Raw genomic sequence first — 23,195 nt, 5'->3', positions numbered from 1 at the left:
CGCTTAGACGCGGTAACTTGCCGATTTGGCCACATTGCCCACAGTCGGCATATTGCAGCGCATCGAATCGCGGTGCAGTTGCATTCCCTCGCCGAAAAACGCTCATTCGGACTGCGCCCCTATCAACTGTCTTCACCTCCCCGCTATCTGAGCCCGTCCACTCAGACACAACAAAACGGAGGCACTGATGTCGACAGCAAGCACGGTCGAGCGGGAAATGCTGGCGCTGATTAACCAAGAGCGCACATCCCGCGGGTTAGACCCCCTGCAACTTGAGACTCAATTGAATGAATCATCCGAGGACCACAGCGCCTGGATGCTGGATACCGACCGCTTCAGCCACACGGGAGCGGGTGGTTCATCCGCAACGCAGCGCATGCAGGCGGCGGGGTTCGATCTATCGGGCAGTTGGCGCACTGGCGAGAACATCGCGTGGCAATCGGAACGCGGCGCGCCGGGCATCAGCGATGATGTGGCCCAGCTGCACGAAAACCTTATGAACAGCCCCGGCCACCGTGCCAACATCCTGAATCCCGATTTCAAATATATCGGCATCGGGATCGAAACCGGTGACATGCGGGGCTTTGACGCGGTCATGGTTACCCAGAACTTCGCCACCACTCAGGCCGAAGTCATGCTGGATACGGACGGCACGACCCCACCCGTAACCCCGCCGGTCGACGAAGTGGCCGAGCCCGAGGAAGAGGTTGTCACTCCGCCTGAACCCGAAACACCCGCAACCGATGTCACTGAGACCGAGGAGCCGGTGGTCGAAACACCGGAGACCGACGTTACAGAAACAGAAGACCCCGTGGACGAGACGCCGGATACCGACGTGACCGAGACGGAAGAACCTTCGGATGAAACCCCGGACACAGATGTAACCGAGACCGAAGAACCGTCAGATGAGACCCCGGACACGGATGTGACTGAAACCGAAGAGCCGTCAGATGAGACCCCCGAAACTGACGTGACCGAGGTTGAAGAGCCAGAGCCCGATGCCCCGGTGGAAGAGGTCGATGAGCCTGAACCGGAAACCCCGGAAACCGACGTGACCGAAGTCGAGGATCCCATCGATGAAGAAAATGAGGAACCCGCAGTTCCTGAGACCGATGTCACGGAAGTCGAAGAGCCAGAGCCGGAAACGCCTGACACCGACAGCGTCGAAGATGATATGCCCGATATGGCTTGCTTCGATGTGGCGGCTTTCCTGGCCGAGATCGAATCTTTCGTAAACGCGCTTCAGGCCCGTTTCGATCAGTTCGACTGGGCCCCGGTACAGCAGGCCAAGACGCCCGAGCTTGATGATTTTGACTTCGTGCCCGGCGCGGACATGTTCGAAGACGTCACCGAGACCGTCGAAACCGCGTTTGAGGATACGACGGACGATTTCTGCAACGTCTTCACCTACGAAATGAACTGCGCGTTCGATTTCGGCTAATGTCACAATTCAGGCGCGGGGGATCAGTTCTCCCGCGCCACTTTTATGCCCTCAGTAAATCTTCGGCACGTGCAGCTCGTCCGGCAGAATGCGCCGTTCGTATTCGGGGTTATAGCGCCGATCGGGCAGGTTCACTTTTTCCTGCGGAACGTCGTCATAAGGGATCTTCGTCAGCAGGTGTTCGATACAGTTCAGGCGTTCGCGTTTCTTGTCGTTGCCTTCGACAATGTACCACGGGGCCTCCGAGATGTTGGTGCGGAAGAACATGTCTTCCTTTGCCTTCGTATAGGCCTCCCATCGGATACGGGATTCAAGGTCCATGGGCGACAACTTCCACTGTTTCATCGGGTCGTGGATGCGCATCAGGAATCGCAACTGCTGCTCTTCGTCGGTGATCGAGAACCAGTATTTCAACAGGATGATCCCCGACCGCACCAACATACGTTCGAATTCGGGAACGTCTTGAAAGAACTGCTCGACCTGATCTTCGTTGGCAAATCCCATCACCCGCTCGACACCGGCGCGGTTGTACCAGGAGCGGTCGAACAACACGATCTCACCCGCCGCCGGCAGATGCGGCACATAGCGTTGGAAATACCACTGACTCTGCTCACGGCGACTGGGCGCCGGTAGGGCCACGACACGAGCCACACGCGGGTTCAGACGCTGGGTGATCCGCTTGATCACACCCCCCTTGCCCGCGCTGTCGCGCCCCTCGAACAGAATGCAGACCTTTGCCCCGGTATGCACCACCCAGTCCTGCACCTTGATCAGCTCGGCCTGCAGACGCAACAGGTTGCGGAAATACACCTTGCGGTCCAGCATGTCGGGGTGCTGGTCCTTATAGATCTTGCGCACTTCCATCGAGAGCATGGGTTCGCTGAATTCAATTTCAAAATCTTCGTCCAGCGTGTCTTCGAGTTCGGCTTCAAGCCAGTCTTTGGGGGCGCGATCGTTTTCGTAGGCCAAGGTCTGCTCCTTATCATTCACCGGGACCGGACAATATCAGGGCTGTGTAACCGGCGGATGTCATCGCCCGCTGTGATCGTCTAATAAACGCGGCGGACGTTTACGAGGTCTCCGGATCAGGAATACTGGCGCGGTCTTGTTCGGGTTACAAGCGTCTGAATTGCCGCAACACCAGAGAATGCCGCAATTCTGGCGCGACTGCCTGGAATATCAGCACTTGCCTTTCGACCCCCAACTTCCGCATCTAGGATTGGTACGAACGGAGTCTGTCGTGAGCCATCTTCTGCCTCTGCTGCCTGTACTTTGGCCCTGGCTGTTTCTGATTGCTGCCCAGATTGGGATGCTGTTCGGCAGTCGCAACATCGCGCTCATCCTGCTTGCAGCATTCGGAGCAACTGTTCTGTTGCGCGGGCTTGTATCTTGGGATGCAGCACTGATCATCCTTTTGGGCCTGCTGGGGGCCGCTCAGCTCCCCCGTCTCAAGGGCGCGCCGCTGGTATTTGGTCACCTCATTCTAATCGGCTGGTGCCTGGCGCTGGCCTCGCATCTGTTGCCCGGTGTGCGCAACCCGCTGGTTCTTGATCAAGTGCAGGCGGGACCCGAAAGCAGCCTGTTCACGATGTATGTCAATCTGGACAAGCCAATGATCTTCTTTGCCGTGGTGTTGGCGTGGCCTGCGATGCTGAACGCAAAGCACGTCGTCAAATTCGCACCACTGCTCGTTGGGCTGGTGTTGCTGCCCATATTGCTGACCGCAGGCCTGGTATCCGGCGCAGTGAACCCGGAACCCGGCCTGCCCGAGTGGTGGCTAATATTCGCGTTGTCCAATCTGTTCCTGACCTGCCTGACGGAAGAGGCGTTCTTTCGTGGCTATCTTCAATCAGCGATGACCAACCGGTTCGGACCATTGGCAGGCATTGTGACGGCTAGCCTGATATTCGGCCTCGCCCACGCAGCGGGTGGTGCGGTGTTGGTCATCTTCGCAGCGTTACTTGGGTTCGCCTGCGGTCTTGGCTATTTCGCAACGGGTCGCCTTTGGGTGCCTGTCTTGATGCATTTCGGCTTCAATCTGGCCCACTTTCTGCTGTTCACTTATCCCGGCCCGGCTTGATCTCTCAAACCGGCAGAGCGGTTGTCTTGAAAACCGTCCTAAGCGCGAACGAACTTTGCATCTGCGCCACGCCCGGCAGGCGCGACAAGAATTGACGGTGAATACGCGCGAAATCTTCCGTGTTTTCGGCAACAACCTTCAGGATATAATCTGCGGTGCCCGCCATCAGGTGGCATTCCAGGACGTCCGGTATCCGTGCGACGGCTTTTTCAAACGCCTCCAGAACTTCTTCTGCCTGTCCTTGCAAGGTGATCTCGACAAAGACGGTTGTTGGTACGTTCAATTTGCGCGCATCCAGCAGAGCCACGTAATCCTTGATGTACCCATCGGCCTCAAGCCGCTGCACGCGGCGGTGACATGCTGACGGCGAAAGGTTTGCCTGTTCCGAAAGCTCCGCATTCGACATTCTGCCTTTGCGCTGCAGCGCTGCGAGAATCTTTCGATCTGTTGCATCCAATGTCATTTGCGCACATCCATCGCGTATATGAAGAAATTCTTCGGATAATTTCCCACAGTTTCAACAATTAGCAAGCGGGGTTTCACAAAAATTGCGCTGCAAATTGCCCATAATTTAGGCAGTTTATAAACGGAGTCTCTCATGAAAATCGGCTGCCCCAAGGAAATCAAACCTCAGGAATTCCGCGTCGGCATGACCCCGAATGCCGCACAGGAAGCAGTGGCACGCGGTCACGAAGTGATCATCGAAACTGGTGCCGGGATGGGCTCGGGCTTTGACAACGATGCCTATTTGGCCGCAGGCGCGCGCATCGTAGACACGGCAGAAGAGGTGTTTGCAACGGCTGACATGATCGTCAAGGTCAAAGAGCCACAAGCCGTCGAGCGCAAAATGCTGCGCGAAGGTCAGTTGCTGTTCACCTATCTGCACCTTGCACCCGATCCGGATCAAACTCATGACCTGCTGGCCTCCGGCTGCACCGCGATTGCTTATGAAACCGTGACGGATTCCAGCGGCGGCCTACCCTTGCTGGCCCCGATGTCCGAGGTCGCGGGACGGCTGGCCCCTCAGGTCGGATCGTGGACCCTTCAGAAAGCCAATGGCGGGCGCGGCGTTCTGATGGGCGGCGTCCCCGGCGTTGGCCCTGCCAAAGTGGTGGTGATCGGCGGTGGCGTTGTAGGTACTCACGCAGCCCAAATCGCTGCGGGTATGGGTGCAGATGTCACTGTACTGGACCGCTCTCTGCCGCGCCTGCGTTATCTGGATGACGTGTTTGGCGGCCGTTTCAAGAACCAGTATTCGACCGCAGGCGCCACTGCTGAATTGATCCAGGACGCCGATATGGTAATCGGTGCGGTCCTGATCCCCGGCGCTGCAGCACCAAAGCTGATCACGCGAGAGCAGCTCTCGACCATGAAACCCGGTGCGGTTCTGGTAGATGTGGCGATTGATCAAGGCGGCTGCTTCGAGACATCGAAAGCGACCACCCACGCCGATCCGATCTATGACGTCGACGGCATCATGCACTATTGCGTCGCCAACATGCCAGGCGCGGTCGCACGCACCTCGACCATCGCGCTGGGCAACGCAACGATGCCGTTCATGTTGTCGCTGGCGGACAAGGGCTGGAAACAGGCTTGCCAGGACGATCCGCATTTGCTGGCCGGTCTGAACGTGCATGCCGGTCAACTGACCTATTACGCGGTGGGCAAAGCGCTGGGCATCGATGTGGTCGCCCCCAGCCTTGTGATCAAATCATAAACCCTCCCTCCGCTGAAAGCGCTCTCTGACGAGAGTGCTTTACAGCGTTGGGCTAGGCGCCGCGCTTGTTGCGCGGCGCGGCAGCGCTAGTTGAAACCTTAGCAAAAAAACGAAAGCGCAGCGCAGAATGCGCGGCGCTTGGCCCAACCGGAGGAGGGCATTTCCAATGCCCGCTCGACGGGTGGGAGGGCTCAGCCCTCTTTGTGGATCTCCACCGAATGCGGATAGGGGATCGAAACACCCTTCGCGTCGAATGCTTCTTTGACCGCTTTGGTAAGCTCAAACTTCACATCCCAGTAATCCGCAGCCGCACACCAGACGCGGGTCGTCAGATCCACCGAACTGTCCCCCAGGTTGGTGACCCGCACCCATGGTTCGGGGTCGCCCATAACCCGCGCATCCGCCTTAGCCACATCCAGAATGATATTCATCGCTTCATCTGCACTGTCGCCATAGTCGATGCCAAACACCAGATCGACCCGGCGCGTGTCATGCGCAGAAAAGTTGGTGATCACAGATCCCCAGGCCTGACCGTTCGGGACGATGATCTGAACGTTATCCGGCGTCACCAGTTCAGTGGTGAACAGGTTCAGGTCCTTCACCGTACCCGCGGTACCACCGACATCCACATATTGACCAAGCTTGTAGGGGCGGAACACTACCAGCATCACCCCGGCTGCCAGATCACTGAGCGTACCTTGCAGCGCCAGACCGATAGCCAGCGACGCCGCACCCAGAATGGCGACGATGCTGGTGGCCTCGATCCCGAAAATGCCCAGCACGGCAACCAGAACCATGGCCAGAATGGCCCATTTGATCATGCTGGCAGCAAAGTTGCCCAGCGTTGGATCAATCTGAGGCGTCTTGTTGATGCGGCGGCGCACAACACCCGAGATCATCCCGGCCATGATCCAGCCCAAAATGAGAACGATCAGGGCCTTGCCCGCGTTCAACAATATCGGCAGATAGCCATTTGCCATACCCATGGCTTGGTTCGCCATTTCGATCGTCTGATCCATTCTGGCCTTTCCTTCTTTCAGTCATTTCATAAAATGTGGCCTCGCCAAACCGGCGAGGCCACAACCCGCACAATTGGCAGGGTTTACTTCTTGAGTGCGTCGCGGATTTCCACCAGGATGTCCAGCTCGCTGGGGCCTGCGGGTGCCTCTTCGGCCGCCTCTTCTTCGGCCGCAGCGGCGTCCTTGATCCGGTTGACCATTTTCACCAGCAGGAACACGACCCACGCTATGATCAGGAAGTTGATGATCGCCATGATGAACGCGCCATAGGCAAAGACCGATGCACCGGTTTCGCGGGCAGCTTCTAGGCTTGCACCTTCGGCTACTTCACCGGCCAGAACAGCATAATTGTTGGTAAAGTCGATACCGCCGGTGAACAGACCGATGAGCGGGTTGATCAGGTCGCCCACCAGAGATGTGACAATTGCGGTAAACGCCGCGCCGATGATGATACCGACAGCCATATCCATGACATTGCCCTTGGCAATAAACGTCTTGAATTCCTGAATCATGTTTCCCTCTCTTCGGTGGTGTTTAACCGATTGTTTTGGTTTTCGCGCGCAGGCGCAGAGTAATTGTGCGCTAATTGCACTATTAAATGCATGTTTTTATGGGAAACAGCGCCTATTTTTCCCCGAACGGCATTTTTCAGGAGGTCCCATGCCCGCCCTCGCATCCTATTCCATTATTGACAAGTGGCCCGCCCGGGACCCGAGTGTCATTCAGCTGTATTCCTTTCCCACCCCGAATGGTGTGAAAGCCTCAATCATGCTAGAGGAGACCGGCCTGCCTTATGAGGCGCATCTGGTCACGCTGGCAGACGCAGATGTCAAAAGTCCCGAATTTCTGTCGCTGAACCCCAACAACAAGATCCCGGCGCTGATCGATCCGAATGGACCCGATGGCGAACCACTGGGTCTTTTTGAAAGCGGGGCGATCCTTCTGTATCTGGCTGAAAAAAGCAACATGCTGCTGGGCCGGACCAAAGCGGACAAGCATCGGGTCACCCAATGGCTGATGTTCCAGATGGGTGGGTTGGGGCCGATGTTCGGTCAGCTGGGTTATTTCCACAAATTCGCTGGCAGCGAGATCGAAGACCCCCGCCCCCGCGAACGCTATGTGACCGAGGCCAAACGCCTGCTGAACGTCCTGAACACGCAACTGGATGGGCAGGATTGGATCGCCGGAGACTATTCGATCGCAGATATCGCCATAGCGCCCTGGCTGCGTGGCCTCGATTATTACGGCGTGAAAGAGGTGATCGGCTGGGAAGGCTACACCAATGTCACCGCCTATCTCGACCGCTTCCTTGAACGGCCTACGGTCCAAAAGGGTCTGGCTATCCCCCCACGGGACTGACCTGACAACCGGGCAGCGGCGCCCCGGCGCCGCGCCCGCCTACAGGCTTAGCCGGGCAAGCGGCCCGACTCGACATAGCGAAGAATTTCCACGACCTGCGAAGGCTCCTCGGCGACGGCGAGTGCAGCAGCATCCACTTCTTTCAGGGCGTGCTGATGATCGGGGCCGTGCAGAACGATGATCGATTTGCCCAGAGCCGCCGCATATCCCGCATCAAAAGCCGCGTTCCACTGCTTGTACTTGTCACCAAAGCGCACAACGACGATGTCTGCCTCTGAAATCCCCTTGCGGGTCCGGATCGCGTTCACCATCGCACCCTTGTGGTCGTGCCAATACTTGTTTGGTTCCTCACCCAAGATCGCAACGCCGCAATCGTCCGAGGCTGCATGGTCTGTCACTGGGCTGCTGAACACGACGTCCAACCCTTCGGCACCAGTGATGATTTGTTCGCGCCAATCCGTGTGAATCTCACCGGACAGATAAACCTTTAGCATCTCTTGCTCCTCCCGTGAAAAAGGGGCGCAGCCGCCCCTTCGTCTTCTCAGAAATACTCCCGCCAAAGGCGGATGCAGTCTTAGCCGCGTAGCACGCCGCCCGTGGCTTTCGCCACCTTCTCGACGATCTTGGCACTGACCGCCTCGATGTCTTTTTCCTTCAAAGTCGTGTCCGAAGGCTGCAGCCGCACGGTGATGGCCAAAGATTTCTTGCCCTCGCCCAGACTGCCGCCGATGAACTCGTCAAAGACGCGCACATCTTCGATCAGCACCTTATCGGCACCCGCGGCCGCATTCACCAGTGTCAGTGCCTCGATATCGGCATCCACGACGAAGGCGAAATCGCGTTCGACCGCCTGAAGGTCTCGCAGTTCCAGCGCCGAGCGGGTCGCGCCCGATTTGCGCGGCATCGGCACCTCATCCGGCCAGATGGTGAAAGCCATCGCGGGACCCTTGATGTCCATTGCCTGCAACACGCGTGGGTGCAGCTCTCCGAACACCCCCAGCACCTTCTTCGGCCCCAGGCAGATCTTGCCATGGCGGCCCGGGTGCCACCACGCATCACCGTCCCGCATGATCTGCACCTTGGCAGGCGCGCCAATTGCAGCCAACACCGCCTCGGCATCCGCCTTGGCGTCGAACACATCGACCGGGCGCGAAGCACCATGAACGTCTTTCGGCCCCGACCGACCCACCAGCAGGCCCGAGATCTGTGTTTTCTGATCCCCCGGCTCGCCATCGTGGAACACTGGCCCAACCTCGAACAGGGCCAGATCCGCATAACCCCGCGCCTGATTGCGCGCAGCCGCCTGCAACAAACCGGGCAGCAGATCGGGACGCATATGGCTCATCTCGGACGAAATGGGGTTTTCCAGCATGGTCTTGTCGTCACCGCCATCAAACAGCACCGCCGAGGCCTGATCGATGAAAGTATAGGTCACGCATTCATTGTACCCCAGCGCGGCACAGGTCCGGCGGGCCATAGACTGACGGCGCTGTGCCGGTGTCATCACGGGCTTAGGAATACCATCCGTCACACGCGACAAAGGCTTGCCCTGCAGCTTGGTCAGGGACGCGATCCGCGCGACCTCTTCCACCAGATCGGCTTCACCCATGATATCGGGACGCCAGCTGGGTACATGCGCCATCTCGCCGTCCAGACGGAAGCCGAGGCGTGTCAGGGTCTGCCGCTGCTCGCTCTCAGGGATGTCCATCCCGACCAAGGACTGCACCCGCGCCGCATCCAGCTTATAGGCCCGCGCATGGTTCGGGGCCTTGCCAGCCTCGACCACGTTCGAGGCTTCACCGCCGCAAATATCCAGGATCATCTGCGTCGCATGTTCCAACCCTTCACGGGTGTATTCCGGGTCGACACCACGCTCGAACCGATAGCGCGCGTCCGAGTTAATCTTCAGCGCCCGGCCGGTCAGAGCGATCTGCACGTGATACCAGAACGCGCTTTCAAGGAAGACGTTCACCGTCTCTTCGGTGCAGCCGGTTTGCTCACCACCCATGATCCCGGCGATCGATTCCGGACCCTTGTCGTCAGAAATGACCATCATGCCGGGTTGCAAGGTGTATTCCTTCTCGTCCAACGCCACCAGCTTCTCGCCGCCTTTGGCGCGATGCACACGCAGGTTGCCTTGCACCTTGTCAGCATCGAATACGTGCAGCGGGCGGTTGTGATCGAAGGTCATGTAATTGGTGATGTCCACCAAAGCCGAGATTGGGCGCAGACCGATGGCCTTCAACTGGTCCTGCAGCCATTGCGGGCTGGGGCCGTTCTTCACGCCCTTGATCAAACGCCCGGTGAAATGCGGTGCGCCATCCAGCGTGTCCTCGTCAATGGTCACCTTGATGGGGCTTTCGAAATCACCCGCCACCGGGGCATAGTCGCGCTGTTTCAGCGTACCAATGCCCCGCGCAGCCAGATCACGCGCGATCCCCTCAACGCCCAGCGCATCGGGGCGGTTCGGCGTTATTGCGATCTCGATCATCGGATCAACCTTCGACGGGTCGTTCTCGGCCAGCCAGTCGACGAATTTGTCGCCAACCTCGCCCGAGGGCAGCTCAATGATGCCGTCATGCTCGTCCGACAGCTCAAGCTCGCGTTCCGAGGCCATCATGCCAAAGCTCTCGACACCACGGATTTTGCCGACGCTGATGGTGATATCCAAACCGGGGATATACGTGCCCGGTTTACATACCACGACCGTGATGCCCTCGCGTGCGTTGGGCGCGCCACAGATAATCTGCAGATCGCCCTCATCGGTCTCAACCGTGCAGACGCGCAGCTTGTCGGCATCCGGGTGCTTCTCGGCATGTTTCACATGACCCAGCGTAAAGTCCGCCAGCCGGTCCGCCGGGTTCACGATCTCTTCGACCTCAAGGCCCAGATCGGTCAGCGCCTCGGCGATCTCGTCCACCGAAGCATCGGTATCAAGGTGGTCCTTCAGCCAGGAAAGAGTGAATTTCATCGGTCGGTTTCCGCCAGTAAATCTCGGGTCAGACCGCATGTAGCGGATATTGCACACAGGGGAAAGAGGGCGCGTGGCGTCCCCCTCGCTACTCCTCTGCGACCGTGTTTGAAACGCTATCCGATCCGACAAACACCGCCAGAACCCTCGCAATTCCATCACCGGTATTCTCGCCCGCGTGGGATGAGTGCAGCGCCTCAACCAGTGCGTCGCCGGCTCTGAAGACCCGGATACCCGCCGTGCCGTAATCGACGGTAATCTCACCTTCCAGAATATAGGCCGCCAGAGGGGCCTCGTGATGATGCAAGCCGGTTTTCTGCCCCGGCTGCAGAGTGACGATGGCCATGGTGATCTGCGGCTTGCCTGCAGGGTATTCGAGTGGCTCACCCGCGACTGTGGTATCGGTCTGCAACAGCACATCAACCGGAGGATAAGTGTCACGGGCGAAGGCAGGCGCGGCGGCCAGAATCAGGGCAAGCGGCAACAGTCTCATCAGATAGGGTCCTTAATCAGGTTGCACCGCTTAGGGGAGTGTGAACGCGCGGCGATGTCAAACACCTCAGGGATAGGTCGGTTTGCGCCCCAACAGTTCATCCAGCTGTCGCCCGATCCAGCCATGCGGGATGAAATGCCCGCCCGGATGGGTGTCCAATGTGACCTGCCCGCGTGCGCAATCGGTCCATTCCACGCGGCTGAGGGTCAGGATCGGAACAACGCTCCAATCCCCGCGCGGGGTCGCATCGTGGCAGTCATAAGCCGCACGCCACAGCGCGACCGGATAAGTCGTGTCGCCATTCGCGCCATAGGGAAAATCCATCACCGTATCGCTCAGCCCGTGCACATGGCGTGCCTCGCGCGGGGCTTCGGGGCAGTCTTCCGTCTGACGGATGCTGCCCGCAACGGCCAGCAAGGCGGCAATATCATTGCCCGACTGGCACACATAGCGCCACGCCATTGCGCCGCCGAAGGAATAGCCCGAGACATAGATGCGGTCCGGATCAATCGGATAGCGTTTGGCGACGTCCTGCAGCACCGCATCGGCAAAAGGCACATCGCCCGTGTCCGACGTCCAGAAATCCCAGCTTTTGCCCAAACCGTTCGGGGCCACCAGCAACACGCCCCGCAGCTTGGTCGCCCCGGCGATGCGTTCATGATTGACCACCACAGTCCCCTGCCGCGCCCAGCCGTGGAAATGCAACAGCACCGGCAGAGGCGTTTCCCCGTCCCAGCCCTCGGGCTCGAGCACATGGTACGAGCGGTCACCGACCTCGCAGGCAACATCACCGTGGCAGGTATCCACGGCGGCGGCTTGGGTGGCGGTCAGCAGAAGAAGGCAGAGCAGTCGATAGATCATAGGCCGGAGCCTAGCCACCTGACGCCAACTGTCACGTCACAACCCTGTGGGAACCTGTAACAAGCCGCGTTTTCGATGAGCTTTGGCACCACCCAAGAGTTTTAGCGACGCGTTGCTACTCATTCGCTTCAACTTCTACAGGCTTGGCGGTACAGACTCACCAGAACTCCCATTGTTGTTTTGCTCTGCTTGCCTCGGGCCAACATCCACCCACTTGTAACGGGCTACAGTTTTTTCCAATCCAAACTCAGATCTCAAAAGGTCTCTAAGATCGTTCATTATCCGGCTGGTGTCGTATGCCGTATAGTCTCTCACAATTAAGTCCAATTCTGAGGCCAACTTCTCATCGCCAAAAAGGTTCACATCGCTTAGTGCAGCCATTCTCGCACGTTCCAACTGCCACCATTCCTCTGAATCGGGGCCTAGTTGCCGATGCTTAACTCTTTCCGGCTCAGAATCATCCAGCGCACGATAGGCACTCAATAATTTTTCGCGCCTAATTTGCCTCGAAGCTATTTTCGCTTCTTCTTCCAGCCTTAGGTGGAAGTTTTCTCTATCACGCCTGCGAGTTAATACGTGAGTAGCAATGGCGGCTAGCACAGCAGATACAATCGGACCAATAACAAGCCAAATAGTTGCAATGCTTAAGCCAAACAGGAACGGCTTGGCATACCATGCGAGTTCCGCTGGATTCACCGAGACAAACCACCATGCAGGTTCGGCATATCCAGCGCTGCGAACCCATAGTGCCGCAGCCAGCGCAGGTCAGAATCAAAGAACGCCCGCAGATCGGGAATGCCGTATTTCAGCATCGCCAGACGGTCGATGCCGATGCCAAAGGCAAAGCCCTGATAAACCTCGGGGTCGATGCCACCGGCGGCGATCACCTTGGGGTGGACCATGCCGGAGCCCAGAATCTCCATCCAGTCATCGCCCTCGCCGATCTTCAGCTGACCGTTATCCCAGGAACAGCGGATATCGACCTCGGCCGATGGCTCGGTGAAGGGGAAGTGCGAGGCGCGGAAACGCAGTTCGACGTCGTCGACCTCGAAGAACGCCTTCACGAACTCTTCCAGAACCCATTTCAGGTTCGCCATCGAGATGTCCTTGTCGATGGCCAAACCTTCGACCTGATGGAACATCGGCGTGTGAGTCTGGTCATAGTCGGCACGGTACACACCGCCCGGACAGATCACGCGGATCGGCGCGCCCTGCAATTCCATCGAACGGATCTGCACCGGCGAAGTATGGGTCCGCAGCACATGCGGCGGGCGATTATCGCCCTCGGCGCGGTGCATGTAGAACGTATCCATCTCAGCCCGCGCGGGGTGGTGGCCGGGGATGTTCAGCGCGTCAAAATTGTGCCAGTCGGTCTCGATCCGCGGCCCTTCGGCCACCGAGAAACCCAGTTCTGCAAAGATCGCGGTCAGTTCCTCGGTCGCCTGACTGACCGGGTGGATCGAGCCCTGACGGCGCGCGCGGGTCGGCAGGGTGACGTCCAGCCATTCAGTGCGCAGACGCTCATCCAACGCGGCATCGGCAAGGGCTGCCTTCTTGGCGGAAAGCGCTGAGTTGATCTCATCCTTCAGGGCGTTCAGCGCGGGGCCGGCCACCTGACGCTCTTCGGGCGTCATCTTACCCAGCTCGCGCATCTTGAGCGCGACTTCGCCCTTTTTACCCACGGCAGCGACACGGATCGCCTCCAGCGCGTTTTCGTCGCCCGCTTCGGCGATTTGACCCAGATATTTTGCCTTAAGATCGTCCATGACGGTCCCCTGAATGCTGTTGAGGCTCTGCTATCACAGCAGTCCGCGAAAGCAAGAGGGGGCGGATCAGGTTGCGGTCAGAACCGCCGCCTGCGGGCCACTGCGCACCGGTCGGATCGTGTTGCCATAAACACTCGGGTGCTGTCGCAGCTCGGGGAACAGGGCAAACAGTTCCTCGGCGGCGGCATCGCCAAGCCCTGCAACAGCCTGAGCGCCGGGAAAGAAACTTTCCGAGATCAGGCCTGAGGTCGTCACCAATTGATGGCGGTCAAAAAACAGATGCACATACCGCACGATATCGCAGGGGGTTTGCGTGATGGTTGTACCGTTGATCAGGGACTTGGCCGGTACGAGAATCTCGTCCTCGCCAAACAACAGCTCAGCTTGCCAGCCCGAGATCAGGACACGGTGCTGTGGCGAAACGCGAATATCGCTTTCCGCCCCCAGAACGCCTGCCGAGATGAGCACCGGAGCAAACCGCCCCTGTCCTCGGACCGTGCGGTCTCCGATCCATTGTACCGGACATGCGCCCTGATCGACGGTCAGAACCAGATCGCCGGGGCGCAACGCTTCGACCCGTCGCGGACCACCCGGCGTATCCACCAGTGTTCCAGCGGCAAAACAGGTTGCACCACTGTCGCCGGGCGAAAGACTGCCATAAACCAGAGTGTCCGGATCCGGCTGGTTGAACTGCAGCGTCGTCGTGGTCCGGCTGGGCCCAACGAGAACCGGCAGATTTACCGAGGTCTGCCCGGCCGCCAGCCCGTTCTGCGCGACAATGTTTTGCGTGCCCCCTCCGATGTCATAAAAATCTATTACCTCACCTGTCGCGGTGTTGGTCAGCGCGTAGGCCTCAAAATTGGTAGCGCCGCCGCCGTTCGGATCCGTGAGCAGGATGGGAAAGTCATCAGCTGAAATGACAAAGATCTGTTCGTTGTTATCCGGGTCCACGGTGACCCTGATCCCTGGCACGTCTGTCAAAGGGATCTCGATGCCAACCTGTCCGTTGGTCTGATAGAACGATACTGTGAAATCAGCCGGAACTTCCGTCGACCCCAGAGAGACCTCAAGAAACTCTGCCACACCTGTCTGGGCGACATAGGCATTTGAGTAATGGAGCTCACTAATTCGGGCCATTGCGCTATCACTCGATGATTTCTAGGCCCGACTAAATCGCATGGACCCCATATCCTGCAAGACGGGTTGCGAAAGAAGGCAAATGTTCACCTAACGGCCACAGGCCCGGATCCAATGCGCACCAAAGTCACGCACCGGGGCGATATGATTCAATAGCTGAATTCCGGATAGATGCGGGTCAGATCCCCGTCCCAATCGCCATTGTAACGATCCATCAATTCATCTGCGGGGACCTGACCCGAATCGATGCTGTCCTTGAGCGCATTCAGGAAATGGGTCTCATCCTGAACCAAACCGCCTGCCCCGGCGCGTGCGCGCGCGGCGAGACCGGCATCTGCGATCGAGACGACCTCGCGTGCCAGATCATGCATATTGATCTTTCCTACCTGCGCCTGCAGGCCATCTTTCGCCGCCGCGACCCGCAATGCTTCGCGCGTCTCGGCATCCCAGCCTTTGACCAGATCCCAGGCGGCGTCCAGAGCGCCTTGGTCATAGGTCAGACCGACCCAGAATGCGGGCAGAGCACACAGGCGCCGCCACGGGCCACCATCGGCACCGCGCATCTCCATGAATTTCTTGATGCGCGCTTCGGGGAAGGCCGTGGTCAGGTGATCGGCCCAGTCGGACAAGGTTGGCGTCTCACCCGGCAGTGCGGGCAATTTGCCCTGCAGGAAGTCGCGGAAAGACATGCCCAATGCATTGATGTACTGACCGTCGCGATAGACGAAATACATCGGTACATCGAGGGCGTATTGCACGTAACGCTCGAACCCGAAGCCCTCTTCGAAGACGAAAGGCAGCATACCGGTGCGCGCATCGTCGAGGTGCCTCCAGATATAGCTGCGCCAACTTTTCTGACCGATCGGTTTACCCTCGAAAAAGGGTGAGTTTGCGAACAGCGCCGTGGCAACAGGCTGCAGCGCCAGAGCAACGCGCAATTTCTGCACCATGTCGGCCTCGGACCCGAAGTCGATATTGACCTGAACCGTACAGGTGCGCCGCATCATGGCGCGACCCATGGTGCCGACCTCTTCCATATAGTCGTTCATCAGCCGATAGCGGCCCTTGGGCATCAGCGGCATCTCGTCATGGGTCCAGATCGGGGCCGCGCCCAGACCGATGAAACCCACGCCGATCTCATCGGCGATATCTTTCACTTCGCGCAGATGGGTGTTCACCTCATCGCAGGTCTCGTGAATGGTCTCCAGCGGAGCGCCCGACAGCTCCAGCGCGCCGCCCGGCTCCAGGCTGACATTGGCACCGTCCTTTTCAAGCCCGATCAGATGCCCCGCCTCACGAACCTCAGCCCAGCCGTGGCGGTCGCGCAGCCCTTCGAGCACGGCCACGATAGACCGGGTGCCTTCGAACGGCAGCGGTTTCAGCGTGTCCTTGCAATAGCCGAACTTCTCGTGCTCGGTCCCGATGCGCCAATCGTCTTTGGGCTTGCAGCCCGATTCCAGATATTCGGCCAGTTGCTCATGGCGTTCGATCGGTCCGCCGCCGGACTGGGGGATGGACATGAACCGGTCTCCGATCCTGCTGTGTCTGTCTTAGCCGCCAGTCCTGAGCGCAAACTGCGCCAGTGTCAATGCAGGCGCAGATGCGCAGGTCGCATCGGACGGCGCTCCCATATCACCACCGGATGGATCGCGCCGCCGTTCAGTTCAGCCAGCATTTGTTCGGTTTTCAAACCCGGCAGGTTCGAAAACACATCGAACAGCGCCTCAGCCCCCTCAGCATTCACCGGAATGTGAAGTGTTGGTTGACCCGGCTGGTCCAACACCCAGTGCGCCGGGTTCGAGGTCGGGTCCAGCGCCAACCGCTCGATTTCACGCGTCGCGACGATACCGCCATCAAGCGGGCCGAGATAGGTGATCTGGCCTTCATCAATCGTGACCACGCCGGGGCCGCCCGCGCCGGTACGGAAGCGGGCGCGCTGTACGCCAATTACAGCCAAGGCCATCGCAATCACCAACAACAGCCAGCCGAGCCAGCCAAGCAAACCCCCGGGGCCGCTGATCCAGCTGAGGCCCACCAAAAGGACGACCAAAGCCACCAACACTTCGCGCCAGCGCCATAAGGTCAATTTGGCTTCGGGTCGAATGAAACTCATGCAATGTCCTTCGGGTTGGTGAACAGGATCAGCGAGTAGTGACCCGCAGGTTTGAACCCAATTGCCATATAGGCACGCGCAGCAGAATCGGAAGCTGCGAACAGAACGGCGCGTGAAACTCCGCCTTCTCGCGCCTCAATCAGATGCAGGGCCACGGCGAGACGGGCATAGCCACGACCACGCAACCCGGGCGGGGTGTAGACACCGCCGATTTGCACGATTTCAGGCAGGCGAGCGTTGAACCCGGTCATGGAAACAGGCTGATTGTCAATCAACAGAACCCGGTGGGAGTCGCGCTTGGTATAGGCTTTGAAATCTTCACAGGCCTGTTTCGCTGCACGCGTCGGATCGAAATCCATAGCCTCGATCAGATAGTCCCGCCGCCAGTTTTCGGTAACCGATCTGTCGAGCTCTCCCATCGGCACGAGTTGGGCGCTTGTTGCCTCCGGCAGGACAAGTCGATCCAGCTCCAGCGAGAATCCCGGCTCGTCACTGTTGAGCGTCGCGGGCCGGTCTTCCCATCCGCCAAGTTTCATGATCCGGCGCGCCTGCCTGGCTTCGGCGGCGATACCAAACAAGGCGTTCCCCCGGATCAGATGGATGGCCGCCGCCAACTCTTCGTCAGAGCAGTCTGGGCATTGTGGCAGAACCATGCCCTCATTCGTAATGGCAAACACGGCACGTATGGGATCGCCCAGCAGCCACATTTTCAAAGAACGAAGGTGCGGGCCGTTCAGACCAAAGTCACGCATGTTGGCCAGCGGGAACATAGAAGTCTGAATGTGCTGCGATAGAAAAGTGTCGATCTGCGAAACGTCGCTGACCTGCGCCGCGCGCCAGGTCACGACCAGTCCCCCAAAGCCTGTTGCCACATGGTCATCGCCGCAACCGCCGCCGTGTCAGCGCGCAGGATACGCGGCCCCAAGCTGACGATATGAGCATAAGGCAATCCCGTCAGCCGCTTGCGCTCACGCTCAGAGAACCCGCCCTCGGGGCCGATCAGAATGGCCCATGGCTGAGACTTCTCATTCGCAGCGAGACGCAGGGCAGAGCCCACCTCGGCCTCGTCACAGAACATCAGCTGGCGGTCCTCAGACCATGTGTCCAGCACCCGGTCGAGCCGCTGCAAATCGGTGACTTCGGGCACAAAGGTGCCACCGCATTGCTCGGCGGCCTCGACCGCATGAGCCTGCAGGCGGTCCTGACGGATACGTTCGGAATTGGTAAACTCGGTCTGCACGGGCATGATCCGCGCTGCGCCCATTTCCGCTGCCTTTTCAACGATAAAATCGGTGCGCGCCTTCTTGATCGGTGCAAAGAGCAGCCACAGGTCGGGTGGCAATTGCAAGGGTTTGGTGTGCTCGGCACAGGTCAGCGTTCCACCCCGTTTGCCCGCCTCAGCAACCTCTGCCAGCCATTCGCCATCCTGTCCATTGAACAACGCAACCTGCCCGCCCACCGACAGGCGCATCACGCCGAACAGGTAATGCGCCTGTTCGCGCGTCAAAGGAACCGATTGCCCCGGACCCAAAGGGTGCTCTACATACAGTCTGATCTTCGCAGTCATGAGACCCTACATATGCAAGGCAATGCCCCAACACCAGACGGTCAGGTCGCGGATGCGGTCACCGGGAACTGGGTCGACACCCATGCCCCCGCTTTTATCCGTCCCTATCTGCGGCTCAGCCGCGCGGACCGACCGATTGGCACATGGCTATTGCTCATTCCCTGCTGGTGGGGGCTGGCACTGGCGATCCTCAGCGATGGTTCACCCCGATGGGAGGACTTGTGGATTGCCATCGGCTGCGCCATCGGCGCCTTCCTGATGCGTGGCGCGGGCTGCACATGGAACGATATCACCGACCGAGAGTTCGACGGGAAAGTGGAACGCACCCGCTCGCGCCCGATCCCATCGGGTCAGGTCAGCGTGCGGCAGGCGATGTTCTGGATGGTGCTGCAATGCCTGCTGGCTTTGCTGATTCTGCTGACTTTCAACCGCGCGGCGATTGCCATGGGTGTCCTGTCGCTGTTGCCGGTCACGATCTATCCTTTTGCAAAACGTTTCACTTGGTGGCCGCAGGTCTTTCTCGGGCTGGCCTTCAACTGGGGTGTACTGCTCGCCTGGGCGGCACATACAGGAACGGTTGGTTGGCCTGCGATCATACTCTATCTATCAGGCATCGCCTGGACACTATTCTATGACACGATCTATGCCCATCAGGATGCCGAAGACGATGAACTCATCGGTATCAAATCCACCGCCCGCCTGTTCGGGACCGATACGGCCCGATGGCTCAAGTATTTTCTGGTTGGTACGGTCGGCCTGATGGGGCTGGCCATTATCGATGCGTCGCTGCCCAACGCATCAGTTCTGGCGCTCGTCGTAGCGTTGGGTGGGCCATGGGCCATGGGGTGGCATATGGCGTGGCAATTGCGCGGCCTCGATACCGAGGACAACGCCAAACTGTTGCAATTATTCCGGGCCAACCGCGACACCGGCTTGATTCCGCTGATCTTCCTCTGCGTCGCCCTTTTGCTCTGATTGCACCTCCGGGCCGGGCTCTGTATGAGTCCGAAACTAACCGCCCGAGGAGTCTCGATCCCGCCCATGCGCCTGCCTTATGCCCTTGCTGTTGCGTTGATCTTTGCGGTGTCCGCCGGTCTGTCCCTGGTGGCCGCCAGCTTTTCGGTCAGCAAGATCGAAGACGCATCGGAACTTGCTGTGCGCCGGGCGCTGAACCTGCAGGGACATGACTGGGCCGAGGTTGAATCCGATGGCCTGCGTGTCGTGCTGACCGGAATGGCTCCGGATGAGGCGACACGGTTCAACGCCCTGACCGCCGCCGGAACCGAGGTCGATACCTCGCGCGTCATCGACGATATGGAAGTCGCACCGACCGCCGATCTGACACCCCCCCGGTTCTCTGCCGAAATCCTGCGCAACGATAGTGGTATTTCGGTCATCGGTCTGGTGCCGGCCAGCGAGGATCGCGACGATCTGATGAACCGCCTGCAACGGTTGGATCAGGACGCGACGGTTTCGGACCTGATGGAAAGCGCCGACTATCCCGCGCCCAAGGGCTGGGATCAGGCGCTGGACTATGCGATTCAAGCACTGTCTGATCTACCACGCGCAAAGATATCGGCCAGTCCGGGACTCGTACGCATCACCGCCATTGCGGACAGCCAGCAAGAGAAAGACCGGCTGGAACAAGACCTGAGCCGCGCCGCACCTCCAGGCTTGCGTATTGGTCTGGCGATCTCGGCGCCGCGCCCTGTGATCACGCCGTTCACCCTGCGCTACCTGATCAACGAGGACGGCGGGCAGTTCGACGCCTGTTCTGCGCAGGACGAAGACGCGCGCGACATGATCGTCGAGGCCGCACAACAGGCCGGGCTTAGCGGACCTTATTCCTGCACCATCGGTCTGGGCGTACCATCCCCACGCTGGGCGAACGCAGCGCAGTTGAGCATCCGGGCTTTGTCCGAACTTGGACGGGGTTCGGTCACGTTGTCGGATGCCGACATCACTCTTGTCGCCGCGCAGGACACCAGCCCGCTGGAGTTTGACCGCATTGTAGGAGAGTTGGAAAACGCGCTTCCCGAAGTGTTCGTCTTGCATGCGGTTCTGCCCGAACCCGAGCCAGATGACCCGACAGGGCCGATTGAATTCGTTGCAACCCGCAGCCCCGAGGGTTTGGTTCAACTGCGCGGGCGTGTGGGTGACGAGACCCTGCGTGATATGACGGACAGTTTCGCGCGCGCGGCCTTTGGTTCCCTGCAGGTGCATACGGCGACCCGGATCGCGCCTGACCTGCCCGCGGACTGGCCCGTGCGCGTTCTGGCCGGACTGGAAGCGCTGTCGCAGTTGCACAATGGTGCGCTGACCGTGACGCCAGACAATGTTACGCTATCGGGGCTCAGCCATGATCCCGATGCCAAGGCCCGGATCGCAGGCCTGCTGTCGGACAAGCTGGGTGAAGCACAGGACTACTCCCTATCGATCACCTATCAGGAGCCGCCCGCCCCTGCAGATGCCCCGCCCGACCCCGAGATCTGCGAAGAGCAACTGGCCGAGGTGCAGGCCGCGAGCAAGATCGCGTTCGAGCCGGGTTCAGCGACAGTGGCCGCCGATTCCCGCGATGCCCTGAACCAGATCGCGGATATCTTGCGAGAATGCGGCCCGATCCGGTTGGAAATTCAGGGCCATACCGATAGTCAGGGCCGGGAAGAGATGAACCAGCAACTCAGCCAGGCGCGCGCGCAGTCGATCCTGAACGAGCTGCGCGGACGGCGGGTGCCGACCTCAAGCTTTTCGGCCGTGGGTTATGGTGAGACACAACCGATCGCCGACAACGACACCGAAGAAGGTCGCGAAGAAAACCGCCGCATCGAGTTTCGTCTGATCCGGCCCGAGCCCGTGGCCAATACCGAAACCGGGCTTGAGGCGATGGAGGCCGAAACCCAGACACCAGAAACCGACGCAACGGATGCGGGCGAAGAGGATCAGTAAGTTGAACAGAACGGAATTCATCATCGCCACCGCCATCATCCTGTTCGCAGCCTTCTGCATGGGATGGTTTGCCAATTGGCTGGCCCATCGCCTGTCTCGCGTGCGCCAAAGCGACGTGGCCGATCTGGACCGCATGAGCCAGGAATTACACGAGGCCGAGGAAACCCGCGATCAGGCGATAACCTATCTGCAGCAGCGTGAAGCAGAGCTGACCAATCAGCTAACCCAGACCGAAGCCGAGCTGACCGCCGCGATGGAAGGTCTTCGCGCAGCGCGGCAGGAAGCCGAAGAAATGCGCGGGCGGATCAACAACGCGGATTAAGAGCGCTGCGCCTTTACCATCGGGTCAGCGCGTCTTCATCCTCATCTCTGGCGGCTACCCACTCTGCACCGGAGTTGGTGATTTCCTTTTTCCAGAACGGCGCGCGGGATTTGAGGTAATCCATCAGATACTCCGCCGCTTCAAACGCGTCCTTGCGATGCGGCGCGGCGGTGGCGACCATCATGATCCGGTCCCCCGGAGCCAGCCGACCGTGGCGGTGAATCACCAGCACATCCCCCAATGACCATCGGGCCTGTGCCTCTTCTGCGATCTTGGTCAGGGCGCGTTCGGTCATGCCCGGATAATGCTCGATCTCCATCACATCCAGATCGCCCGAGGCCAGATCACGCACGACCCCCGTGAAGGTGACGATGGCCCCATTTGCATCATCTCCGGCGGCGAAAGCGTTGGCCTCGGCCCCCAGATCGAACGCTTCTTCCTGAACCGCGATGCGCATGTCAGCCACCCGTCATGGGTGGAAAGAACGCAACTTCGCGCACGCCGGTTAGGGGGGCGTCGAAATCCGACAGTTCCTGATCCAAAGCCACGCGCAGGGCCGAAAGGTCGGCAAAGGCGGCGGCATAGCGATCCTCGCGCGCGCTGAGTTCGGCAACGAGGTCATTGACCGTTGCCGCCTCAGTTTCGACTTTCTCTTTCGGCAGGCCGATGCGCTCTCGTACCCATGCGAAATACAGCACGTCCATCGCTTAAGTCTCCTTCAGGTGGGGCATGGCTTTACGTAGGTAATCATAGCCAGTGATCAATGTCAGCGTCGCAGCGATCCAGAGCAACCAAAGCCCGATGCGGCCCGACCAGAACATGCCTTCCAGATGCCAGCGGATATGATTGAGGTCTTCCACCTGCCCCGAAAGCACCTGATCGATGAGGGCAGGGTCCATGCCGAACGTAGCCATCACAAAGTAGTGTTCAAAGATCCCCTGCGAGAACAGGATCGCAATCGCCACCATTTGCGCCGTAGTTTTCCACTTGGCCAGTTTTGTCACTTTCAGAGTCCCGGCCACATCACCAAGATATTCCCGCAGGCCCGAGACAAAGACCTCGCGGAACAGGATAACCGTCGCGGGCAGTACCAGCCACGGCGTCCAGCTTTCGGTCGAATACCCCACCAGTATCATCAGCGCGACTACCACCATCGCCTTGTCGGCAATCGGATCCAGCATGGCACCCATTTTGGTTTCTTGCTTCCAAGCCCGTGCGAGGTAGCCGTCAAACCAGTCGGTAATCGCGGCGGACAGGAACAGAATCAACGCAAACCAATCCGCATAGGGTCGCGTAAAATACAGAAACATCACGGCCAGACCGGGGGCGGCCAACAGGCGCAGCAGGGTCAGGATATTGGGCAGGTTCCACTTCATGGCTAAATCTTTACATCGCTGCTTCGG

The 23,195-nt window shown here is 59.3% G+C and carries 25 protein-coding genes; 7 read left to right on the top strand and 18 right to left on the bottom strand.

Features of this window, described 5'->3' with window-relative positions:
• Positions 1 to 187: 187 nt before the first annotated feature.
• On the top strand, positions 188 to 1,441 hold the full coding sequence (locus ACR0AZ_RS08645; protein WP_480470974.1) for a CAP domain-containing protein: 1,254 nt from the start codon (positions 188 to 190) through the stop codon (positions 1,439 to 1,441).
• A 51-nt stretch (positions 1,442 to 1,492) separates the two neighbouring features.
• Here the strand turns inward: ACR0AZ_RS08645 and ppk2 are convergent, their stop codons facing one another.
• Positions 1,493 to 2,410, bottom strand: a complete 918-nt coding sequence (gene ppk2 / locus ACR0AZ_RS08640; protein WP_480470975.1) for a polyphosphate kinase 2 — start codon at positions 2,408 to 2,410, stop codon at positions 1,493 to 1,495.
• Positions 2,411 to 2,681: 271 nt separating this feature from the next.
• Here ppk2 and ACR0AZ_RS08635 point away from each other — a divergent pair, with 271 nt between their 5' ends.
• Positions 2,682 to 3,521, top strand: a complete 840-nt coding sequence (locus ACR0AZ_RS08635) for a CPBP family intramembrane glutamic endopeptidase (RefSeq protein WP_480659202.1) — start codon at positions 2,682 to 2,684, stop codon at positions 3,519 to 3,521.
• 4 nt (positions 3,522 to 3,525) lie between these two features.
• Here ACR0AZ_RS08635 and ACR0AZ_RS08630 read toward each other — a convergent pair whose 3' ends face one another.
• Positions 3,526 to 3,984: an Lrp/AsnC family transcriptional regulator gene (locus ACR0AZ_RS08630; RefSeq protein WP_480470977.1), complete on the bottom strand. Its 459-nt coding sequence runs from the start codon at positions 3,982 to 3,984 to the stop codon at positions 3,526 to 3,528.
• Between the two features lie 135 nt (positions 3,985 to 4,119).
• Here ACR0AZ_RS08630 and ald point away from each other — a divergent pair, with 135 nt between their 5' ends.
• Positions 4,120 to 5,238: an alanine dehydrogenase gene (gene ald / locus ACR0AZ_RS08625; RefSeq protein WP_480470978.1), complete on the top strand. Its 1,119-nt coding sequence runs from the start codon at positions 4,120 to 4,122 to the stop codon at positions 5,236 to 5,238.
• A 191-nt stretch (positions 5,239 to 5,429) separates the two neighbouring features.
• Here ald and ACR0AZ_RS08620 read toward each other — a convergent pair whose 3' ends face one another.
• Both ACR0AZ_RS08620 and mscL read right to left on the bottom strand, forming a co-directional pair.
• Positions 5,430 to 6,224 (bottom strand): mechanosensitive ion channel family protein, encoded by a 795-nt coding sequence (locus tag ACR0AZ_RS08620; RefSeq protein ID WP_480471925.1) that lies wholly within the window; start codon positions 6,222 to 6,224, stop codon positions 5,430 to 5,432.
• A 116-nt stretch (positions 6,225 to 6,340) separates the two neighbouring features.
• Positions 6,341 to 6,769, bottom strand: coding sequence for a large conductance mechanosensitive channel protein MscL (gene mscL / locus ACR0AZ_RS08615; RefSeq protein WP_480470979.1), 429 nt, complete (start codon positions 6,767 to 6,769; stop codon positions 6,341 to 6,343).
• 148 nt (positions 6,770 to 6,917) lie between these two features.
• Between mscL and ACR0AZ_RS08610 the strand changes: the two genes are divergently transcribed.
• Positions 6,918 to 7,616, top strand: a complete 699-nt coding sequence (locus tag ACR0AZ_RS08610; RefSeq protein WP_480667232.1) for a glutathione S-transferase family protein — start codon at positions 6,918 to 6,920, stop codon at positions 7,614 to 7,616.
• A 47-nt stretch (positions 7,617 to 7,663) separates the two neighbouring features.
• Here the strand turns inward: ACR0AZ_RS08610 and ACR0AZ_RS08605 are convergent, their stop codons facing one another.
• From ACR0AZ_RS08605 to ACR0AZ_RS08555, 11 genes are all read right to left on the bottom strand, one after another.
• On the bottom strand, positions 7,664 to 8,110 hold the full coding sequence (locus ACR0AZ_RS08605) for a YtoQ family protein (RefSeq protein WP_480470981.1): 447 nt from the start codon (positions 8,108 to 8,110) through the stop codon (positions 7,664 to 7,666).
• Positions 8,111 to 8,190: 80 nt separating this feature from the next.
• On the bottom strand, positions 8,191 to 10,587 hold the full coding sequence (gene pheT / locus ACR0AZ_RS08600) for a phenylalanine--tRNA ligase subunit beta (protein ID WP_480667231.1): 2,397 nt from the start codon (positions 10,585 to 10,587) through the stop codon (positions 8,191 to 8,193).
• Between the two features lie 88 nt (positions 10,588 to 10,675).
• On the bottom strand, positions 10,676 to 11,080 hold the full coding sequence (locus tag ACR0AZ_RS08595; protein WP_480659192.1) for a cupin domain-containing protein: 405 nt from the start codon (positions 11,078 to 11,080) through the stop codon (positions 10,676 to 10,678).
• 66 nt (positions 11,081 to 11,146) lie between these two features.
• Entirely contained in the window at positions 11,147 to 11,941 is a 795-nt protein-coding gene (locus ACR0AZ_RS08590) for a CE1 family esterase (RefSeq protein WP_480470984.1), read from the bottom strand.
• A gap of 135 nt (positions 11,942 to 12,076) precedes the next feature.
• Entirely contained in the window at positions 12,077 to 12,637 is a 561-nt protein-coding gene (locus tag ACR0AZ_RS08585; protein WP_480667230.1) for a hypothetical protein, read from the bottom strand.
• The gene (gene pheS, locus ACR0AZ_RS08580) at positions 12,634 to 13,707 is read right to left on the bottom strand and encodes a phenylalanine--tRNA ligase subunit alpha (protein ID WP_010443591.1); all 1,074 of its coding nucleotides are present in this window, start codon (positions 13,705 to 13,707) and stop codon (positions 12,634 to 12,636) included. Before pheS ends, ACR0AZ_RS08585 begins: the two co-directional genes overlap by 4 nt.
• Before the next feature lie 66 nt (positions 13,708 to 13,773).
• Positions 13,774 to 14,844, bottom strand: coding sequence for a Hint domain-containing protein (locus ACR0AZ_RS08575; protein WP_480667229.1), 1,071 nt, complete (start codon positions 14,842 to 14,844; stop codon positions 13,774 to 13,776).
• Between the two features lie 149 nt (positions 14,845 to 14,993).
• The gene (locus ACR0AZ_RS08570) at positions 14,994 to 16,364 is read right to left on the bottom strand and encodes a glutamate--cysteine ligase (RefSeq protein ID WP_480470988.1); all 1,371 of its coding nucleotides are present in this window, start codon (positions 16,362 to 16,364) and stop codon (positions 14,994 to 14,996) included.
• Positions 16,365 to 16,429: 65 nt separating this feature from the next.
• On the bottom strand, positions 16,430 to 16,957 hold the full coding sequence (locus ACR0AZ_RS08565; RefSeq protein WP_480470989.1) for a hypothetical protein: 528 nt from the start codon (positions 16,955 to 16,957) through the stop codon (positions 16,430 to 16,432).
• Positions 16,954 to 17,802, bottom strand: coding sequence for a GNAT family N-acetyltransferase (locus tag ACR0AZ_RS08560; protein WP_480667228.1), 849 nt, complete (start codon positions 17,800 to 17,802; stop codon positions 16,954 to 16,956). The genes ACR0AZ_RS08565 and ACR0AZ_RS08560 overlap by 4 nt, the downstream gene beginning before the upstream one ends.
• Positions 17,799 to 18,524 (bottom strand): 16S rRNA (uracil(1498)-N(3))-methyltransferase, encoded by a 726-nt coding sequence (locus tag ACR0AZ_RS08555; protein ID WP_480659182.1) that lies wholly within the window; start codon positions 18,522 to 18,524, stop codon positions 17,799 to 17,801. The genes ACR0AZ_RS08560 and ACR0AZ_RS08555 overlap by 4 nt, the downstream gene beginning before the upstream one ends.
• 12 nt (positions 18,525 to 18,536) lie before the next feature.
• Between ACR0AZ_RS08555 and ubiA the strand changes: the two genes are divergently transcribed.
• From ubiA to ACR0AZ_RS08540, 3 genes are all read left to right on the top strand, one after another.
• Complete coding sequence (gene ubiA / locus ACR0AZ_RS08550) at positions 18,537 to 19,499, top strand: 4-hydroxybenzoate octaprenyltransferase (protein WP_480659180.1); 963 nt, start codon at positions 18,537 to 18,539, stop codon at positions 19,497 to 19,499.
• A 66-nt stretch (positions 19,500 to 19,565) separates the two neighbouring features.
• A complete protein-coding gene (locus ACR0AZ_RS08545; protein ID WP_480471926.1) occupies positions 19,566 to 21,470 on the top strand; it encodes an OmpA family protein in 1,905 nt (634 codons plus the stop codon).
• Between the two features lies 1 nt (position 21,471).
• Positions 21,472 to 21,792 (top strand): hypothetical protein, encoded by a 321-nt coding sequence (locus ACR0AZ_RS08540; RefSeq protein WP_480470993.1) that lies wholly within the window; start codon positions 21,472 to 21,474, stop codon positions 21,790 to 21,792.
• Between the two features lie 13 nt (positions 21,793 to 21,805).
• On the opposite strand, the gene ACR0AZ_RS08535 is transcribed toward ACR0AZ_RS08540, so the two are convergent.
• The 3 genes from ACR0AZ_RS08535 to pgsA are packed head-to-tail and all read right to left on the bottom strand — an operon-like array spanning position 21,806 to position 23,168.
• The gene (locus tag ACR0AZ_RS08535) at positions 21,806 to 22,249 is read right to left on the bottom strand and encodes a molybdenum cofactor biosynthesis protein MoaE (protein ID WP_480470994.1); all 444 of its coding nucleotides are present in this window, start codon (positions 22,247 to 22,249) and stop codon (positions 21,806 to 21,808) included.
• Between the two features lies 1 nt (position 22,250).
• Positions 22,251 to 22,496 (bottom strand): molybdopterin converting factor subunit 1, encoded by a 246-nt coding sequence (gene moaD, locus ACR0AZ_RS08530; protein WP_480470995.1) that lies wholly within the window; start codon positions 22,494 to 22,496, stop codon positions 22,251 to 22,253.
• A 3-nt stretch (positions 22,497 to 22,499) separates the two neighbouring features.
• The gene (gene pgsA / locus ACR0AZ_RS08525; protein ID WP_480667227.1) at positions 22,500 to 23,168 is read right to left on the bottom strand and encodes a CDP-diacylglycerol--glycerol-3-phosphate 3-phosphatidyltransferase; all 669 of its coding nucleotides are present in this window, start codon (positions 23,166 to 23,168) and stop codon (positions 22,500 to 22,502) included.
• Positions 23,169 to 23,195 lie beyond the last annotated feature (27 nt).

It is taken from the genome of Ruegeria sp. BE3 (assembly GCF_056538865.1).
Note: the sequence above shows the minus strand (reverse complement) of the source record. Positions and strands in the feature narration are given on the sequence as shown.

Coding starts and splice junctions, on each gene's coding strand:
- ACR0AZ_RS08590 (WP_480470984.1), bottom strand. CDS start 11,941: ATGATCTATCGACTGCTCTGCCTTCTTCTGCTGACCGCCACCCAAGCC.
- ACR0AZ_RS08555 (WP_480659182.1), bottom strand. CDS start 18,524: ATGACTGCGAAGATCAGACTGTATGTAGAGCACCCTTTGGGTCCGGGG.
- pheT (WP_480667231.1), bottom strand. CDS start 10,587: ATGAAATTCACTCTTTCCTGGCTGAAGGACCACCTTGATACCGATGCT.
- ACR0AZ_RS08545 (WP_480471926.1), top strand. CDS start 19,566: ATGCGCCTGCCTTATGCCCTTGCTGTTGCGTTGATCTTTGCGGTGTCC.
- ACR0AZ_RS08620 (WP_480471925.1), bottom strand. CDS start 6,224: ATGGGTATGGCAAATGGCTATCTGCCGATATTGTTGAACGCGGGCAAG.
- ACR0AZ_RS08595 (WP_480659192.1), bottom strand. CDS start 11,080: ATGAGACTGTTGCCGCTTGCCCTGATTCTGGCCGCCGCGCCTGCCTTC.
- ACR0AZ_RS08565 (WP_480470989.1), bottom strand. CDS start 16,957: ATGAGTTTCATTCGACCCGAAGCCAAATTGACCTTATGGCGCTGGCGC.
- pheS (WP_010443591.1), bottom strand. CDS start 13,707: ATGGACGATCTTAAGGCAAAATATCTGGGTCAAATCGCCGAAGCGGGC.
- ubiA (WP_480659180.1), top strand. CDS start 18,537: ATGCAAGGCAATGCCCCAACACCAGACGGTCAGGTCGCGGATGCGGTC.
- ACR0AZ_RS08630 (WP_480470977.1), bottom strand. CDS start 3,984: ATGACATTGGATGCAACAGATCGAAAGATTCTCGCAGCGCTGCAGCGC.
- ACR0AZ_RS08570 (WP_480470988.1), bottom strand. CDS start 16,364: ATGTCCATCCCCCAGTCCGGCGGCGGACCGATCGAACGCCATGAGCAA.
- ACR0AZ_RS08575 (WP_480667229.1), bottom strand. CDS start 14,844: ATGGCCCGAATTAGTGAGCTCCATTACTCAAATGCCTATGTCGCCCAG.
- ACR0AZ_RS08610 (WP_480667232.1), top strand. CDS start 6,918: ATGCCCGCCCTCGCATCCTATTCCATTATTGACAAGTGGCCCGCCCGG.
- ACR0AZ_RS08645 (WP_480470974.1), top strand. CDS start 188: ATGTCGACAGCAAGCACGGTCGAGCGGGAAATGCTGGCGCTGATTAAC.
- ACR0AZ_RS08535 (WP_480470994.1), bottom strand. CDS start 22,249: ATGCGCATCGCGGTTCAGGAAGAAGCGTTCGATCTGGGGGCCGAGGCC.
- ald (WP_480470978.1), top strand. CDS start 4,120: ATGAAAATCGGCTGCCCCAAGGAAATCAAACCTCAGGAATTCCGCGTC.
- moaD (WP_480470995.1), bottom strand. CDS start 22,496: ATGGACGTGCTGTATTTCGCATGGGTACGAGAGCGCATCGGCCTGCCG.
- ACR0AZ_RS08605 (WP_480470981.1), bottom strand. CDS start 8,110: ATGCTAAAGGTTTATCTGTCCGGTGAGATTCACACGGATTGGCGCGAA.
- pgsA (WP_480667227.1), bottom strand. CDS start 23,168: ATGAAGTGGAACCTGCCCAATATCCTGACCCTGCTGCGCCTGTTGGCC.
- mscL (WP_480470979.1), bottom strand. CDS start 6,769: ATGATTCAGGAATTCAAGACGTTTATTGCCAAGGGCAATGTCATGGAT.